Source organism: Pseudomonas sp. L5B5 (assembly GCF_020520285.1).
In the GTDB taxonomy this organism is placed as follows: Bacteria; Pseudomonadota; Gammaproteobacteria; order Pseudomonadales; family Pseudomonadaceae; genus Aquipseudomonas.
In genome coordinates this window covers 3,114,054-3,129,890 of the sequence record NZ_CP084742.1, presented here as the reverse complement: position 1 = coordinate 3,129,890, position 15,837 = coordinate 3,114,054, and the positions used below count along the sequence as shown (strand labels likewise).

The 15,837-nt window shown below is 63.0% G+C and carries 14 protein-coding genes and 1 pseudogene; 8 read left to right on the top strand and 7 right to left on the bottom strand.

All coding sequences use genetic code 11. The features are described 5' to 3' along the window. Positions 1 to 77 precede the first annotated feature (77 nt). Complete coding sequence (algW, locus tag LGQ10_RS14385) at positions 78 to 1,232, bottom strand: Do family serine endopeptidase AlgW (protein WP_058435433.1); 1,155 nt, start codon at positions 1,230 to 1,232, stop codon at positions 78 to 80. A gap of 103 nt (positions 1,233 to 1,335) precedes the next feature. Here algW and LGQ10_RS14380 point away from each other — a divergent pair, with 103 nt between their 5' ends. The 4 genes and pseudogenes from LGQ10_RS14380 (at position 1,336) to cysN (ending at position 5,634) form a co-directional block, all read left to right on the top strand. Beyond that, positions 1,336 to 2,094, top strand: coding sequence for a Nif3-like dinuclear metal center hexameric protein (locus tag LGQ10_RS14380; protein WP_226525937.1), 759 nt, complete (start codon positions 1,336 to 1,338; stop codon positions 2,092 to 2,094). A 224-nt stretch (positions 2,095 to 2,318) separates the two neighbouring features. Beyond that, the gene (cysD, locus tag LGQ10_RS14375) at positions 2,319 to 3,236 is read left to right on the top strand and encodes a sulfate adenylyltransferase subunit CysD (protein ID WP_041020852.1); all 918 of its coding nucleotides are present in this window, start codon (positions 2,319 to 2,321) and stop codon (positions 3,234 to 3,236) included. Positions 3,237 to 3,339: 103 nt separating this feature from the next. Then, a pseudogene (locus tag LGQ10_RS14370) lies at positions 3,340 to 3,682 on the top strand (four helix bundle protein). Between the two features lie 53 nt (positions 3,683 to 3,735). Next, a complete protein-coding gene (cysN, locus tag LGQ10_RS14365; protein ID WP_058437583.1) occupies positions 3,736 to 5,634 on the top strand; it encodes a sulfate adenylyltransferase subunit CysN in 1,899 nt (632 codons plus the stop codon). A 177-nt stretch (positions 5,635 to 5,811) separates the two neighbouring features. Here cysN and LGQ10_RS14360 read toward each other — a convergent pair whose 3' ends face one another. Genes LGQ10_RS14360 through LGQ10_RS14350 form a run of 3 tightly spaced genes read right to left on the bottom strand, consistent with a single transcriptional unit; the run spans position 5,812 to position 9,210 of the window. After that, positions 5,812 to 6,714: an acyltransferase gene (locus tag LGQ10_RS14360; protein ID WP_226525936.1), complete on the bottom strand. Its 903-nt coding sequence runs from the start codon at positions 6,712 to 6,714 to the stop codon at positions 5,812 to 5,814. Beyond that, positions 6,715 to 8,814, bottom strand: coding sequence for a phosphate acetyltransferase (gene pta, locus LGQ10_RS14355; RefSeq protein WP_058437047.1), 2,100 nt, complete (start codon positions 8,812 to 8,814; stop codon positions 6,715 to 6,717). 57 nt (positions 8,815 to 8,871) lie between these two features. Next, positions 8,872 to 9,210, bottom strand: a complete 339-nt coding sequence (locus LGQ10_RS14350; RefSeq protein ID WP_226525935.1) for a DUF3565 domain-containing protein — start codon at positions 9,208 to 9,210, stop codon at positions 8,872 to 8,874. Between LGQ10_RS14350 and LGQ10_RS14345 the strand changes: the two genes are divergently transcribed. The 3 genes from LGQ10_RS14345 (at position 9,179) to LGQ10_RS14335 (ending at position 11,585) form a co-directional block, all read left to right on the top strand. After that, positions 9,179 to 9,664, top strand: a complete 486-nt coding sequence (locus LGQ10_RS14345) for an FKBP-type peptidyl-prolyl cis-trans isomerase (RefSeq protein WP_058437046.1) — start codon at positions 9,179 to 9,181, stop codon at positions 9,662 to 9,664. The two genes, LGQ10_RS14350 and LGQ10_RS14345, sit on opposite strands and share 32 nt — an antisense overlap. Positions 9,665 to 9,785: 121 nt before the next feature. After that, positions 9,786 to 10,268 carry a glutathione peroxidase gene (locus LGQ10_RS14340; protein WP_058437045.1) on the top strand — a complete coding sequence of 161 codons (483 nt, stop codon included), beginning with the start codon at positions 9,786 to 9,788 and terminating at the stop codon, positions 10,266 to 10,268. Positions 10,269 to 10,481: 213 nt separating this feature from the next. Further along, entirely contained in the window at positions 10,482 to 11,585 is a 1,104-nt protein-coding gene (locus LGQ10_RS14335; RefSeq protein WP_058437044.1) for an NADH:flavin oxidoreductase, read from the top strand. On the opposite strand, the gene LGQ10_RS14330 is transcribed toward LGQ10_RS14335, so the two are convergent. Next, on the bottom strand, positions 11,582 to 12,838 hold the full coding sequence (locus LGQ10_RS14330) for a glycosyltransferase family 4 protein (RefSeq protein WP_058437043.1): 1,257 nt from the start codon (positions 12,836 to 12,838) through the stop codon (positions 11,582 to 11,584). The two genes, LGQ10_RS14335 and LGQ10_RS14330, sit on opposite strands and share 4 nt — an antisense overlap. A gap of 63 nt (positions 12,839 to 12,901) precedes the next feature. Continuing rightward, a complete protein-coding gene (locus tag LGQ10_RS14325; protein WP_226525934.1) occupies positions 12,902 to 13,612 on the bottom strand; it encodes a DJ-1/PfpI family protein in 711 nt (236 codons plus the stop codon). 178 nt (positions 13,613 to 13,790) lie between these two features. Here LGQ10_RS14325 and LGQ10_RS14320 point away from each other — a divergent pair, with 178 nt between their 5' ends. After that, positions 13,791 to 14,786 (top strand): GlxA family transcriptional regulator, encoded by a 996-nt coding sequence (locus LGQ10_RS14320; RefSeq protein ID WP_226525933.1) that lies wholly within the window; start codon positions 13,791 to 13,793, stop codon positions 14,784 to 14,786. Positions 14,787 to 14,806: 20 nt separating this feature from the next. On the opposite strand, the gene cysZ is transcribed toward LGQ10_RS14320, so the two are convergent. Then, the gene (gene cysZ / locus LGQ10_RS14315) at positions 14,807 to 15,562 is read right to left on the bottom strand and encodes a sulfate transporter CysZ (RefSeq protein WP_226525932.1); all 756 of its coding nucleotides are present in this window, start codon (positions 15,560 to 15,562) and stop codon (positions 14,807 to 14,809) included. Positions 15,563 to 15,837: the final 275 nt, after the last annotated feature.

The window sequence follows — 15,837 nt, the reverse complement described above, 5'->3', positions numbered from 1 at the left end:
TTCCAATAGCGATATTGAAACAATATAACATGACCAATGAGAATGTATATTGTTAGCCCGGCATGGCCGGGCTTAACTCACTGTTCTTCTTTGACAGGCGCGGGCGGGGGGCGCAGGCCGATTTCCGCCGTCAGCTTGAGTTCCTTGCCATTGCGCATGACCTGGATCGAGACTTTGTCCGTCGGTTTGATCCGCGCCACCTGGTTCATCGAGCGGCGGCCGTCACCGGCGGGCTCGCCATCGATGCTGAGGATCACGTCGCCCAGTTGCATTCCGGCCTTCTGCGCCGGGCCGTCGCGGAAGATTCCCGCCACCACGATGCCCGGGCGCCCGGCCAAGCCGAACGATTCGGCCAGTTCCTGGGTCAAGGGCTGCACTTCGATCCCCAGCCAGCCACGAATCACCTGGCCATGCTCGATGATCGACTTCATCACCTCCATGGCGAGCTTGATCGGGATGGCGAAGCCGATGCCCTGGGAGCCACCGGACTTGGAGAAGATCGCCGTGTTGATGCCGGTCAGGTTGCCGTTGGCATCGACCAGCGCGCCGCCGGAGTTGCCCGGGTTGATCGCTGCGTCGGTCTGGATGAAGTCTTCGTAGTTGTTCAGGCCCAGCTGGTTGCGCCCGGTGGCGCTGATGATGCCCATGGTCACGGTCTGGCCCACCCCGAACGGGTTGCCAATGGCCAGCGCGACGTCGCCGACGCGGACGTTTTCCGACCGCCCCACGGTGATCGAGGGCAGTTTCTTCAGGTCGATCTTGAGCACTGCCAGGTCGGTTTCCGGGTCGCTGCCGATGACCCGGGCCAGGGTTTCCCGGCCATCCTTGAGGGCCACCACGATCTGCTCGGCGCCGGACGTCACGTGGTTGTTGGTCAGCAGATAGCCCTCGGGGCTCATGATCACCCCGGAACCCAGGCTCGACTCCATGCGCTGCTGCTTGGGCAGGTTGTCACCGAAGAAACGCCGGAACTGCGGATCCTCGAACAGGGGGTGGGCCGGCCGATTGATCACCTTGGTGGTATACAGGTTGACCACGGCAGGTGCGGCTATCACCACTGCATCGGCATAGGACACCGGGCCCTGCTGGGTGCTGGTGGTTTGCGGCGCTTGCTGCAGGTTGACGTCCAGGCTGGGCAGGCCGACCCATTGCGGATAACGCTGAATAATCAACAACGCGATAAGCACGCCGGCCAGTAATGGCCAGCCAAAAAAACGCAGAGCCTTGAGCATCGAGCACGTCCTGGGTGGTTACGAAGGGCTGCGCACGGCCCCATAATGTCGCGCATTATACGAGGCCGCACGCGCCTCTGAACGGGATATTTAGGAGTCTTTCATGGCCGTTGCCCTGAGCACACTGGTAGAAGAAGCGGATCGCTACCTGGGCAGTTCACGAATCGCCGACTACTGCCCCAATGGCCTGCAGGTCGAAGGGCGCCCGCAGGTAATGCGCATCGTCAGCGGCGTGACCGCCAGCCAGGCGCTGCTGGACGCAGCAGTGGAGGCCAAGGCCGATCTGGTGCTGGTGCATCATGGCTATTTCTGGAAGGGCGAGAACCCCTGCATCACTGGCATGAAGCAGCGTAGGCTGAAAACCCTGCTCAAGCACGACATCAGCCTGCTGGCCTACCACCTGCCCCTGGACCTGCATCCGGAGGTAGGCAACAACGTGCAGCTGGCCCGGCAACTGGAGATCACGGTGGAAGGTCCGCTGGACCCGGAAAACCCCAAGGTCGTCGGCCTGGTGGGTTCTCTCGCGGAGCCCATGACCCCACGGGACTTCGCCCGCCGAGTGCAGGAAGTGATGGGGCGTGAACCGCTGCTGATCGAAGGCAGCGAGATGATTCGCCGGGTCGGCTGGTGCACCGGGGGTGGCCAGGGCTACATCGACCAGGCGGTACAGGCCGGTGTCGACCTGTACCTGAGTGGCGAGGCGTCGGAGCAGACCTTCCACAGCGCCCGGGAAAACGACGTCAGCTTCATTGCCGCCGGCCACCACGCCACGGAGCGCTATGGGGTTCAGGCGCTGGGCGATTACCTGGCCCGGCGCTTCGCCCTGGAGCATCTGTTCATCGATTGCCCGAACCCGATCTGACCCGATTTTCTCGTCGTTGCACCAGGCCTTGAAGGCGTGTGCTCCTTGCGGCTGATCGCCGCCTGGAGCCGCGTTTACAGGGCCTGGGGGCAGCAAACGGGCGGGTATATTCATATATCGTTTCGTTCTAGTTGGCGCCCTGATTAGAAGCTGGTCGCTGTGCTAGCATGCCCCGCTCGAACACGGCCCGCAGGCCGTCCATAAGAAAGCTTTCGTGAGTAGCCATGGTCGACAAACTGACGCATCTGAAACAGCTGGAGGCGGAAAGCATCCACATCATCCGCGAGGTGGCCGCCGAGTTCGACAACCCGGTGATGCTGTACTCCATCGGTAAAGACTCCGCGGTGATGTTGCATCTGGCCCGCAAGGCGTTCTTCCCCGGCAAGCTGCCGTTCCCGGTGATGCACGTCGACACCCGGTGGAAGTTCCAGGAGATGTACAAGTTCCGCGATCGCATGGTCGAGGAAATGGGCCTGGACCTGATCACCCACGTCAACCCCGATGGCGTGGCCCAGGGCATCAACCCCTTCACCCACGGCAGTGCCAAGCACACCGATATCATGAAGACCGAGGGCCTCAAGCAGGCCCTGGACAAGTATGGCTTCGACGCCGCGTTCGGTGGCGCTCGCCGCGATGAAGAGAAGTCCCGCGCCAAGGAGCGTGTCTACTCGTTCCGCGACAGCAAGCACCGCTGGGACCCGAAGAACCAGCGCCCCGAGCTGTGGAACGTGTACAACGGCAAGGTCAACAAGGGCGAATCGATTCGCGTGTTCCCGCTGTCCAACTGGACCGAGCTGGACATCTGGCAATACATCTATCTGGAAGGCATCCCGATCGTCCCGTTGTACTTCGCCGCCGAGCGTGAAGTGATCGAGAAGAACGGCACCCTGATCATGATCGATGACGAGCGCATCCTCGAGCATCTGTCCGAGGAAGAGAAAGCCCGCATCGTCAAGAAGAAAGTGCGTTTCCGTACCCTTGGCTGCTACCCGTTGACGGGCGCGGTGGAGTCCGAGGCCGAAAGCCTGACGGACATCATCCAGGAAATGCTCCTGACGCGAACTTCCGAGCGCCAGGGCCGGGTCATCGACCACGATGGCGCAGGCTCGATGGAAGACAAAAAACGTCAAGGGTACTTTTAAGCTTCAAGTTACAAGCGGCAAGCGGCAAGTTAGCGGCGTGATGCGTAGCTTGCAGCTTGATGCTTGCAGCGGGTTGCTGTGAGCCTGTATCGAGTGACTCGTCATGGACTTCGAGAAACTGGTTGTTTGGCAGAGAAGCAAAGCTCTGGCGGTAGATATCTATAGAGAGTTTGCACGATGCGAGGACTTTGGTTTCAAGAGTCAAATCACTCGCTCGGCACTCTCGGTGCCCTCCAATATCGCGGAAGGTATGGAGCGACGTAGTCCCAGGGAGAAAGTCTGGTTTCTCTGGATTGCAAAAGCTTCCAACGGGGGAGCTGCGCACACAGATCATCATCGGCAGTGAGATTGCCTACATCGCAGAACCGCTGGCTGAAAGTTGGATTAAAGAAACTCGCGAGCTTTCCAAAATGCTCAGCGGCTTGATCAAAAAAATTTCTGACTAGCTGTACGCCGACAAGCTTGCCGCTTGAAGCTTACAGCTTGGAGCTTGAACGCTATGAGCCACCAATCCGATCTGATCAGCGAGGACATCCTCGCCTACCTGGGCCAGCACGAACGCAAGGAACTGCTGCGCTTCCTCACCTGCGGCAACGTCGACGACGGCAAGAGCACCCTGATCGGGCGTCTGCTGCACGACTCGAAGATGATCTACGAAGACCATCTGGAAGCCATCACCCGGGACTCGAAGAAGGTCGGCACCACCGGTGACGACATCGACCTGGCGTTGCTTGTCGATGGTCTCCAGGCCGAGCGCGAGCAGGGCATCACCATCGATGTCGCCTATCGCTATTTCTCCACCGCCAAGCGCAAGTTCATCATCGCCGACACCCCCGGCCATGAGCAGTACACCCGCAACATGGCCACCGGTGCGTCCACCTGCGACCTGGCGATCATCCTGGTGGACGCCCGCTACGGCGTGCAGACCCAGACCCGTCGCCACAGCTTCATCGCCTCCCTGCTGGGCATCAAGCACATCGTCGTGGCCATCAACAAGATGGACCTCAAGGGTTTCGATGAAGGCGTGTTCGAGTCGATCAAGGCCGACTACCTGAAGTTCGCCCAGGGCCTGAAGCTGCAGCCCACCAGCCTGCACTTCGTGCCGATGTCGGCGCTCAAGGGCGACAACGTGGTCAATCGCAGCGAGCGGTCGCCCTGGTACACCGGCCAGTCGCTGATGGAGATCCTCGAGACGGTGGAAGTCTCCGGCGATCGCAATTTCACCGACCTGCGGTTCCCGGTGCAGTACGTCAACCGCCCGAACCTGAACTTCCGCGGTTTTGCCGGCACCCTGGCCAGCGGCGTCGTGCACAAGGGCGACGAGATCGTCGTGCTGCCGTCGGGCAAGAGCAGCCGGGTCAAGTCCATCGTCACCTTCGAAGGTGAACTGGAGCAAGCCGGCCCGGGCCAGGCCGTGACCCTGACCATGGAAGATGAAATCGACATCTCCCGTGGCGACCTGCTGGTGCATGCCGACAACGTGCCACCGGTCACCGACAGCTTCGAAGCCATGCTGGTGTGGATGGCCGAAGAGCCGATGCTGCCCGGCAAGAAATACGACATCAAGCGCGCCACCAGCTATGTACCGGGTTCGATTGCCAGCATTGTCCACAAGGTCGATGTGAACACCCTGGAAGAGGGCGCGGCCAGTGCGCTGCAGTTGAACGAGATCGGCAAGGTCAAGATCAGCCTCGACGCGCCGATTGCCCTGGATGGCTACGAAAGCAACCGCACCACCGGTGCCTTTATCGTTATCGACCGCCTGACCAACGGCACTGTCGGCGCCGGCATGATCATCGCCCAGCCGGTGGCCCATGGCAGCGCCACTCATCATGGCAAGCTGGCCCATGTTGCCACCGAAGAACGTGCCCAGCGTTTCGGCCAGCAGCCGGCCACCGTGCTGTTCAGTGGCCTGTCGGGCGCGGGCAAGAGCACCCTGGCCTACGCGGTGGAGCGCAAGCTGTTCGACATGGGGCGTGCAGTGTTCGTGCTCGACGGCCAGAACCTGCGGCATGACCTGAACAAGGGGCTGCCTCAGGATCGTGCCGGGCGCACCGAGAACTGGCGGCGTGCGGCCCACGTGGCCCGTCAGTTCAACGAAGCCGGCCTGTTGACCCTGGCGGCGTTCGTCGCGCCGAGTGCCGAAGGGCGCGAGCAGGCCAAGGACCTGATCGGCAAGGAGCGTCTGCTGACGGTGTACGTCCAGGCATCGCCTGCGGTGTGCGCCGAGCGTGATCCCCAGGGCCTGTATGCGGCCGGTGGGGACAACATCCCGGGCGAATCCTTCCCCTATGACGTGCCGCTGAATGCCGATCTGGTGATCGACACCCAGTCGTTGTCACTGGAAGACAGTGTCAAGCAGGTGCTGGACCTGTTGCGCGGCCGCGGCGCGATCTAAGGTAAGGGCAACGGCGAGCCTCTAGCTTCAAGCTGCAAGAAAAAGCCCGCGGACAGGTGACTGTCTGCGGGCTTTTTTGTGTCGGTTCGAACGCGTTCGCGGGCAAGCCTAGCTCCTGCAGTTGCCTGCCTCACAGGAGCGAGGCTTGCCCGCGATGAGGCCCTTGCAGGCGCTTCATTACTTCCCCGGATACTCCCGGTGCATCTGTTCCAGCAGCGCATCCTTGTCCAGCCACTGCTGGTTGATCCAGCCCTGGAATTCCTGGCGATAGGCCGTGTCCTGCTCGTAGTTCTTGCCAATGAACTGTGCCGGGATCCGCACTTCTTCAAGACGCACCACCACATCCTTGACCCTGCCGCACAGCAGGTCCCAGAAACCCGGACGCCCGGCGGGGTAGTGGATGGTCACGTTGACGATCGATTGCAGTTGCTCGCCCATGGCATCCAGCACAAAGGCGATGCCACCGGCTTTGGGCTTGAGCAGGTACTTGAATGGCGATTGCTGCTGGGCGTGCTTGGCTTCGGTAAAGCGCGTGCCTTCGACGAAGTTGAAGATGCCCACGGGGTTGTTGCGAAACTTCGCGCAGGTTCTGCGGGTGGTTTCCAGGTCCTTGCCTTTCTTTTCCGGGTGCTTCTCCAGGTAGGCCTTGGAGTAACGTTTCATGAACGGGAAGCCCAGGGCCCACCAGGCCAGGCCGATCACCGGCACCCAGATCAGCTCCTGCTTGAGGAAGAACTTCAGGGGACGGATACGCCGGTTGAGCACGTACTGCAGGACCAGGATGTCCACCCAGCTCTGGTGATTGCTGGTAACCAGGTAGGAGTGCTGGTAGTCCAGGCTCTCTAGGCCCTGCACATGCCAGCGCGTGCGACACACCAGTTGCATCCAGGCCTTGTTGTTGCTGATCCAGGCCTCGTGGGTATGGTTCATCAGCCAGTGGCTGAAACGCTGCGTGAGGGCGAACGGCAGGGCCTTGACCAGCGCCACGCAGAACAGGAACGAGCACAGCAGGATAGTGTTGAGCGCCAGTAGCAGCGAGGCGATGGCCCCGCGCACGGCAGCAGGTAGAAATTCCAGCATTCAGGCATCCATGGGTCGGTTGGCGGCTTGGATCGCAGTCAGGGCGATGGTGTACACGATATCGTCCACCTGGGCCCCGCGCGGCAGGTCGTTCACGGGTTTGCGCAGGCCTTGCAGCATCGGGCCCAGGCTGACGCAATCAGCACTGCGCTGCACGGCCTTGTGAGTGGTGTTGCCGGTGTTCAGGTCCGGGAACACGAAGACCGTGGCCTTGCCCGCGACCTGGCTGTTGGGGGCCAGTTGCCGGGCGACGTTCTCGTTGGCGGCGGCATCGTATTGCAGTGGGCCATCGATCAGCAGTGAACGTTGGGCCTCGTGGGCCAGCAAGGTGGCCTCGCGGACTTTCTCCACTTCTTCGCCGCTGGCCGAGTCGCCACTGGAGTAGCTGATCATCGCCACCCGTGGCGAGATACCGAAGGCCGCCGCCGAGTCGGCGCTCTGCAGGGCGATTTCCGCCAGTTCGCTGGCGCTGGGGTGCGGGTTCATCACGCAGTCGCCGTAGACCAGCACCTGCTCGGGGAACAGCATGAAGAATACCGAGGAGACCAGGGTGCAGCCCGGCGCGGTCTTGATCAGTTGCAGGGCTGGGCGGATGGTGTTGGCGGTGGAGTGGACGAGCCCGGAAACCAGGCCGTCGACCTCATCCAGGGCCAGCATCACGGTACCGATCACCACCGGGTCTTCCAGTTGCTGCTCGGCCATCGGCGCGTTGAGGCTCTTGCTCTTGCGCAGGGCCACCATGGGCTCGACATAACGCTCACGGATCAGGTCCGGATCGAGGATCTCCAGGCCTTCGGGCAGCTCGATGCCCTGGGCCCGGGCCACGGCGTGGACATCGTCCGGCTTGGCCAGCAGCACGCAACGGGCGATGCCTCGGGCCTGGCAGATGGCGGCGGCCTGCACGGTCAGGGGCTCGCTGCCTTCGGGCAGGACGATACGCTTGTCGGCTTGCTGGGCACGCTGGATCAACTGGTAGCGGAATACGGCCGGCGACAGGCGCATCTCCCGTGGGGTGCCACAGCGCTGGTGCAGCCAGTCGGCGTCGAGGTGGCTGGCGACGAAGTCGGTGATGATTTCCGCGCGTTCGCGGTCATCGATGGGGATTTCCTTGTTCAAGCCATTGAGCTGGTTGGCGGTGTCATAGGAGCCGGTGCTCACCGACAGCACGGGCAGGCCGGCATTCAGGGCGCCGCGGCACAGGTCCATGATCTTCGGGTCGGGCAGGGTGCCGCTGGTCAGCAGCAGGCCGGCCAGGGGCACGCCGTTGATCGCCGCCAGGCTCACCGCGAGGATGATGTCGTCGCGGTCGCCCGGCGTCACCACCAGCACGCCGGGCTTGAGCAGCTCCACGGTGTTGCGCATGGTGCGGGCGCAAATGATGATCTTGGTCATGCGCCGGGTCTCGTAGTCCCCGGCGTTGAGTACCTGGGCGCCCATCAGCTCCGCCACGTCGCGGGTGCGTGGGGCATTGAGCTCCGGCTGGAAGGGAATGCAGCCCAGCAGGCGGAAGTCGCCGCTGCGCAACAGCGGCGAATGCTCCTTCAGGCGGGCGCTGAAGGCCTCGATGCTTTCGTCGGTACGGACCTTGTTGAGGATCACCCCCAGTACCTTGGGATCCCGCGGGCCGCCGAACAGCTGTGCCTGCAACTCGACTCGCCCGGAGAGTTCGGTGAGCACTTCGTTTTCCGGGGCCGATACCAGGATCACCTCGGCATCCAGGCTCTTGGCCAGGTGCAGGTTGACCCGCGCGGCATAGCTGGCGTTGCGGGTCGGCACCATGCCCTCGACAACCAGCACGTCCTTGCCGATGGCCGCCTGCTGGTAGAGGGTGATGATTTCTTCCAGCAGTTCATCCAGCTGGCCGTCGCCCAGCATCCGTTCCACATGGGCCAGGCCCAGTGGTTGTGGCGGTTTCAGGCCATGGGTGCGGGCCACCAGCTCGGTGGAGCGTTCAGGGCCGGTGTCGCCGGGATGTGGCTGGGCAATGGGCTTGAAGAAACCGACCTTGAGGCCGGCGCGTTCCAGGGTGCGTACCAGCCCCAGGCTGATGGAGGTCAGGCCCACACCAAAATCGGTGGGTGCGATAAAAAAAGTTTGCATGCGAATTCTCGAAGGGTGCATGGCAAGGGCGACGGTCTGTGGCCGTCTGCCAGGTGGTCAGCGGCTAAGGTTATCGTTTCCGGCGTCCTGCGCACACCAGCCACAGGCAAAGGGCTGGCCTATTTTTTCTGCCCGCCGTGCCGGGTCCAGCACCCAGGCGCGCGATTGCCACGGCGGCTGGTGGCGCAGGTGCTGGGTATGGCCGCAGGACAGTTCGGCGACCCAATGGTCATCTTCGTCCAGGTGGAAGCCGCAGATTGTCGGGGGTTGCCGCGCATTCCGTTTGTCCGGGTTCCGTTCGCTTTCGAGCGATTGCTTCGCTAAACTTGGACGTTCTTCATTCTTATGCAAAAGGTCCCGCCCCATGCTGATCGCCGCCAATAAGGCTGTCTCCATCGACTATACCCTCACCAACGACGCTGGTGAGGTCATCGACAGCTCCGCCGGCGGCGCCCCGCTGGTTTACCTGCACGGCGCAGGGAACATCATCCCGGGCCTGGAAAAGGCCCTGGAAGGCAAGCAGGTCGGTGACGAGCTGAACGTTGCCGTGGAACCCGAGGACGCCTACGGCGAATACGCTGCCGAACTGGTCAGCACCTTGAGCCGCAGCATGTTCGAAGGCGTCGACGAGCTGGAAGTGGGCATGCAGTTCCATGCTTCCGCTCCGGATGGCCAGATGCAGATCGTCACCATTCGTGACCTGGACGGCGACGACGTGACCGTCGACGGCAACCACCCACTGGCTGGCCAGCGCCTGAACTTCCAGGTCAAGATCGTTGCCATCCGTGACGCCAGCCAGGAAGAAGTCGCCCATGGTCACGTCCATGGCGAAGGTGGTCATCACCACTGAGTTTCTGCGCTAAGCTCAAGATTGCTGGAAAGGCGCCCGAGGGCGCCTTTTTAGTCTGCGGCGTTTGGTTGTACTGTCGAGAGACTGTCTTCTGCAAGAACACGGGAATTTGGAGTTCGTCATGAGTGCTTTTCACGACCTTAAACTGAAAGCCCTGGATGGTCAGGAACTGCCGCTCGCGCCCTTCAAGGGGCAAGTCGTGCTGGTGGTCAACGTCGCTTCCAAATGTGGCCTGACACCACAGTATGCGGCGCTGGAGAATCTCCACCAGCAATACAAGGGCCAGGGATTCACGGTGCTGGGCTTGCCCTGCAACCAGTTCGCCGGGCAGGAACCGGGAACCGAACAGCAGATCCAGGAGTTTTGCAGCCTCAACTATGGGGTGACCTTCCCCCTGAGCAGCAAGCTCGAGGTCAATGGCCCGGAGCGCCATCAGCTGTATCGCCTGCTGGCGGGCGAGGGCGCCGAGTTTCCCGGGGACATCTCCTGGAACTTCGAAAAATTCCTGCTGGGCAAGGACGGCCGCGTCCTGGCGCGCTTCTCGCCACGTACCGCCCCTGATGATCCCGCCGTGGTCCAGGCGATTGAAAAAGCCTTGAGCTGAAGCCCTGCACCGGGCGCTTGCCCGGCTGGCCATCGCCGCTAGTTCGACGTCGCCGCATGGCGGCGTTTTTGCTTCCCGATCACTCAAATCAATAGTGCTGTGCAGTGCCCAGGGGGATGAATATTATCTTCATCATAAGTGCGCCGGGAGCAATGCCCGGCGTTGCCTTGTGCGTCGATCCTCGACTCCAGTCCTTTTCTGTCGGAGTGCAGCATGCCTGTCCAAGCCTTGTTCAAACCCTTCCAGCTGGGCGCGCTGGAATTGCCGACCCGCGTCGTGATGGCCCCGATGACCCGGTCGTTCTCGCCGGGCGGCGTACCCAACGCCAAGGTCATCGAGTACTACCGTCGGCGGGCTGCGGCCGGTGTGGGCCTGATCATCACCGAAGGCACCACCATCGGGCACCGGGCATCCAACGGTTATCCCCATGTGCCGCAGTTTCACGGCGAGGCCGCGTTGGCCGGCTGGAAGAAGGTGGTGGACGCAGTCCACGCCGAGGGCGGCAAGATCGTCCCGCAGCTCTGGCATGTGGGTAATGTGCGGCGCCTGGGAACCGAGCCGGACGCCAGCGTGCCGGGTTATGGCCCGACCGAGAAGCTCAAGGACGGCAAGCTGGTGGTGCACGGCATGACCCACCAGGACATCCAGGAGGTGATCGCGGCATTCGCCCAGGCTGCCAGGGATGCCCGGGACATTGGCATGGACGGTGTAGAGATCCATGGTGCCCACGGCTATCTGGTGGATCAGTTCTTCTGGGAAGGCACCAACCAGCGTACCGATGAATACGGCGGTGACCTGGCCCAGCGCTCGCGCTTTGCCATCGAGCTGATCCAGGCCGTGCGCGCCGCCGTCGGCCCGGACTTCCCGATCATCCTGCGTTTCTCCCAGTGGAAGCAGCAGGACTACAACGCCCGCCTGGTGCAGACCCCGCAGGCCCTGGAGGCGTTCCTCAAGCCGCTGGCCGAAGCTGGGGTGGACATCTTCCACTGCTCCACCCGCCGCTTCTGGGAGCCGGAGTTCGAAGGCTCCGAGCTGAACCTGGCTGGCTGGACGCGCAAGCTCACCGGCAAGCCCACCATTACCGTGGGCAGCGTCGGCCTGGACGGTGAGTTCCTGCAGTTCATGGTCAACACCGACAAGGTGGCGCAACCGGCCAGCCTCGAGAACCTGCTGCAGCGCCTGGGCAATGAAGAGTTCGACCTGGTGGCCGTGGGCCGGGCGCTGCTGGTGGACCCGGACTGGGCGCAGAAGGTCCGCGAAGGCCGTGAGCAGGAGATCCTGCCGTTCAGCCGTGAGGCGCTGACCACCCTGGTCTAGCCACCGGTGCCGGGCGGCGAGGGGGGCAACCCCCTTGCCGTGCCGAGTGTCTCGATCCCGCCCTGGAGAGTGTTCGGCGCAACGACAACGCTTTTGTCGCTCGCTGCCGGTGCCTGCTGGCAGGCGCCACGCAATTGATCCTCGAACTGCTCGATGATCGCGGCCCAGCCCTGGCGGCTGGCGTGCTGCCGGGCGTTGAGGCGTACCCGGCGCAGGGTCTCGGCCTCCTCCAGCAACCAGCTGGCGGCATCGCAGAAGGCAATCTCGTCTCCCGGCATCGCCAGCACGCCGTTATAGCCATGGCGGATATGCTGGGCCGCCGCAGCCTGGTCGTAGGCCACGACCGCCAGCCCCGAAGCCAGGGCTTCCAGTACCACGTTGCCGAAGGTCTCGGTCAGGCTGGGAAACAGGAACACATCACCACAGGCATAGTGGGCCGCCAAGGCTTCGCCTCTCTGGCTGCCGCAGAACAGCGCTTCGGGCAGGCTCTTCTCCAGTGCCATCCGCTGCGGGCCGTCACCCACCACGATCAGTCTCATCCTGCGTTGCGGATAGGTCGCTTGCAGTTGCGCGAAGCAGCGCTTGAGCAAGCCCAGGTTCTTTTCCGGCGCCAGGCGCCCGACATGGATCACCGCCAGGTCGTCGGGCCCCAGGCCCCAGCTGGCGCGCAGTTCATTGACTCGCCTGGCCGGGTGGAACAACTGGCTGTCGACCCCCCGGGACAGCAGCGCCAGGCGTTCGAAGTGGCGGCGCTCCAGCTCCAGGCGCTGGCTGGCGCTGGGTACCAGGGTCAGCTTGGAGCGGTTGTGGAACCAGCGCAGGTAGTGGGTCAGCAAGCGAGTCAGCAGGCCCAGGCCATACTGGCTGGAGTACTGCTGGAAGTTGGTATGGAAGCCACTGACCACCGAGATTCCCAGGCGCTTGGCGGCCCGCAGCGCGGACAACCCCAAAGGCCCTTCGGTGGCGATGTACAGCACATCCGGGCGCTGGCGTTTCCAGCGGCGCAGCAGTTTGTGCATCGACGACTGGCCCCACTGCAATCCCGGATAGCCGGGCAACGGCCAGCCTCGGCACAGCAGCAAGGCTTCATCGCTGCCACGGCTCTGGTCGCAACCCTGGCGCGGGCGCACCAGTTCCACCTGGTGGCCACGGGCCCGCAGGCCATCGCACAGGCGGCCAAGCGTGTTGGCCACGCCGTTGATTTCCGGCGGGAAGGTCTCGGTGATGAGGGTGATGTGCAGGGCTGTCGTCATGACCCCAGTGTCGACCGGGGCCGTGTCGTCATTGTGACTTCGTGGTGATGGATTTATGACCGCTCAGCAAGGCGCTGCATGGGCGTTGCGATAGTGCTCGAGTGCCGCCTCGGTACTCTGGCGAAAAAAGTCGGCGTACAGCGCCTGGGTCTGGGCGGTGAGTTCGGGGCCGGCCAGCTCGGCGGTGCCGACATTGAACGGCGGTCGTGGGTGGTACTCGATGGTCAGCTCCATCAGCTTGGCGATCGGTTCACCGCGCAGCAGGGCCAGTACCTTCAGTGCTGCTTCGAATGAGCCGGTGGCGGGGCCGGCACTGTACAGCGGCCCGTCGATCACCACCTCGCCACCGCCGACCGCTTCGGCCCCGAACGCCTCCAGGGCGTCGATCAGATGGAGGTTGGTAGTGGCCCGGCGACCTTGCAGGAAACCGGCCGCCCCCAGCAGCAGGGCGCCAGCACAGATGGAAATGACGAAACGCGTACGAGGGCACTGCTTGCGCAGGAAGTCGATCAATTGCGGATCCTCGATGGCCGCCACGCCCACGGCGCCCACCACCAGCACATCGAGGTCGGGCGGGCATTCGTCGAATGGCGTGGTGGCACAGGTGATGAAGTCCGGCATGGCATGGATGGGCGCGCGGTCCTTCCAGAGCACATGCAGTTCGGTGTGGGGCGCCATGCCGAAGACCGAATGGGCGCCGGCGATGTCCATCAGGGCGAACCCCGGGGCAATGAGAATACCGACTTTCAATGGTGTATCTGGGTTGAGCAGCATCTGTGGGTCCTTGGATGGGGCCGGAATGGCAAGGGCGGCAAAAGGGCTGTCCTTGTGGGTCATCCTGACGATGGGCCGCGGCCTGGTGCCAGGGTGGGTCTACCTTAATCAGCCAGGATTTGGCGTTTTTGCCAAAAATGCGACAATTCCCGCCAACTACTCCCAGGTACTCCAGGCCATGGTGTCGCAAGCCAAGATCATCCAGTTCCTGATACTTCCCCAGGTGAACATGCTCGATCTCTCGGGCCCGTTGCGAGTGTTCGCCACCGGCAACGAATTGCTGGCCGCCACTGGCCAGGCTCCGGCCTATGAGGTCGGGGTGATCGCCGCCCAGGCGCCGCTGCAGTCCTCCGAGGGCCTGGCATTGCACCCCTTGCCACTGCCCGAGGTTCGCTCTCCCTGCGACACCTTGTTGGTGATTGGCGGCCATGGTGTGGAAAACGCGTGCCGCGAAGGTTCCCTGCCGCGCTGGATCGGGCAGAAGGCTGCGACCACTCGACGGATGGTATCGATCTGCAACGGGGCGTTCCTGCTGGCGGCTGCCGGATTGCTCGACGGGCGGCGGGCGGTGACCCACTGGAGTCGCTGCGAGGCCCTGGCCCGGTGCTTTCCCCAGGTGCGGGTGGAGCCCGATTCGATCTTCATCAATGACGGGTCGATCTGGACCTCGGCCGGAGTCACGGCCGGCATCGATCTCGCGCTGGCGCTGGTGGAAGAGGACCTGGGGCACGACCTGGCGTTGGAGATCGCCCGCTACCTGGTGGTATTTCTCAAGCGCCCCGGTGGCCAGGCCCAGTTCAGCGTGCCGTTGTTCCTGCAGCATCGCGCGGGTGGTTTTGCCCAGCTGCATGCCTGGATCACCGAAAATGTCGCCCAGGATCTGTCAGTGGCGGTGCTGGCGCAGCAGGTGGGAATGAGCGAGCGCAGTTTCCTGCGGCACTATCGGGACCAGACCGGCGTCACGCCGGCCAAGGCGGTGGAGCGGATCCGAGTGGAGGCGGCGCGGCAGTTGCTGGATGAAACACCGTGGCCGCTCAAACGGATCGCCCTGCGATGCGGCCTGGGCTGCGAGGCGACGTTTCGCCGCGCATTCCAGCGTGCCTTCGGGGTCACCGCCCAGGAATACCGCCAGCGCTTCAGCCCTCGCGCCGAGGCCCAAGCGTCCCCTCTGTGAGGTTGGGCAGGACGGCAGGTTCAGTCTTGCTGGGCCGGCAGCTTGTCCACGCCACGCTCACGCACCCAGAACAGCGTCGCCCCAGCCACGGCGGCGGGCATCATCAGAATGTTGACGAAGGGAATCATCAGCGCCAGGTAGACGATGCCGCCGAACCCCAGGCTCTGCCAGCGCTTCTCGCGCAGCCAGGCAAGCATGTCCTGCCAGCTCATCTTGTGGTTGTCCGCCGGGTAGTCGATGTACTGGATGGCCATCATCCAGATACCGAACAGCAGCCACAGCGGTGCGGCCACCAGGTTGACCACCGGGATCAGCGAGAGGATGAACAGGCCGATGGCCCGGGGCAGGAAATAGCCCAGCTTGCGCATCTCCCGGGCCAGGGTGCGGGGGATCATCGCCAACAGTTCGCCCCAGCTGAACGCCGGGAAGTCGTCGGTGCCCCGGACCACGGTCTCGACTTTTTCCGCCAGGAAACCGTTGAAGGGAGCAGCGATGATGTTGGCCAGCATGGTGAAGGTGAAGAACACCATCAGCCCCACCAGCACCACGAACAGTGGCCACAGGACATAGCTGAGAAAACTCAGCCAGTTCGGCAGGGTTGGCATCAGGGTGTCGACCCAGAGGCTGAACTGGTGGCCGGCCAGATAGATCAATCCGACGAACAGCACCAGGTTGACCAGCAGGGGCAGGAGGACGAACAGGCGCAGGCCGGGACTGAGGATCAGCTTCAGGCCTTCGCGCAGGTATTGCGGGCCGGACAGGACAGGGGCGGGCATGGAGAGCTCCGAGCAGATGGAAAACGCGCCGACCTTACCGGCTTTGTGCAAGGGGCGAAAGCGCGGGGCACAGGACGACATCAACGGTAACAAAGACCTTTTCAAATAGATGCACAGAGGATAGAGACCGCCTATGAGCTGGATTGTTAAACCGTATTTCCTTAATCTTCGCCCCCTCTATACGCTGCACCCATTATTTTTTGGACGGACGAGTTTTAGCCTTCCCCAAGGTTTCGCCGTCCTTTTTTATTCCAGCCGGCAATCCGGCGTTCCGC

What these genes read in the sequence shown, in the direction of transcription:
- algW (WP_058435433.1), bottom strand. Translation starts at nt 1,232, where the DNA reads ATGCTCAAGGCTCTGCGTTTTTTTGGCTGGCCATTACTGGCCGGCGTG.
- LGQ10_RS14380 (WP_226525937.1), top strand. Translation starts at nt 1,336, where the DNA reads ATGGCCGTTGCCCTGAGCACACTGGTAGAAGAAGCGGATCGCTACCTG.
- cysD (WP_041020852.1), top strand. Translation starts at nt 2,319, where the DNA reads ATGGTCGACAAACTGACGCATCTGAAACAGCTGGAGGCGGAAAGCATC.
- cysN (WP_058437583.1), top strand. Translation starts at nt 3,736, where the DNA reads ATGAGCCACCAATCCGATCTGATCAGCGAGGACATCCTCGCCTACCTG.
- LGQ10_RS14360 (WP_226525936.1), bottom strand. Translation starts at nt 6,714, where the DNA reads ATGCTGGAATTTCTACCTGCTGCCGTGCGCGGGGCCATCGCCTCGCTG.
- pta (WP_058437047.1), bottom strand. Translation starts at nt 8,814, where the DNA reads ATGCAAACTTTTTTTATCGCACCCACCGATTTTGGTGTGGGCCTGACC.
- LGQ10_RS14345 (WP_058437046.1), top strand. Translation starts at nt 9,179, where the DNA reads ATGCTGATCGCCGCCAATAAGGCTGTCTCCATCGACTATACCCTCACC.
- LGQ10_RS14350 (WP_226525935.1), bottom strand. Translation starts at nt 9,210, where the DNA reads ATGGAGACAGCCTTATTGGCGGCGATCAGCATGGGGCGGGACCTTTTG.
- LGQ10_RS14340 (WP_058437045.1), top strand. Translation starts at nt 9,786, where the DNA reads ATGAGTGCTTTTCACGACCTTAAACTGAAAGCCCTGGATGGTCAGGAA.
- LGQ10_RS14335 (WP_058437044.1), top strand. Translation starts at nt 10,482, where the DNA reads ATGCCTGTCCAAGCCTTGTTCAAACCCTTCCAGCTGGGCGCGCTGGAA.
- LGQ10_RS14330 (WP_058437043.1), bottom strand. Translation starts at nt 12,838, where the DNA reads ATGACGACAGCCCTGCACATCACCCTCATCACCGAGACCTTCCCGCCG.
- LGQ10_RS14325 (WP_226525934.1), bottom strand. Translation starts at nt 13,612, where the DNA reads ATGCTGCTCAACCCAGATACACCATTGAAAGTCGGTATTCTCATTGCC.
- LGQ10_RS14320 (WP_226525933.1), top strand. Translation starts at nt 13,791, where the DNA reads ATGGTGTCGCAAGCCAAGATCATCCAGTTCCTGATACTTCCCCAGGTG.
- cysZ (WP_226525932.1), bottom strand. Translation starts at nt 15,562, where the DNA reads ATGCCCGCCCCTGTCCTGTCCGGCCCGCAATACCTGCGCGAAGGCCTG.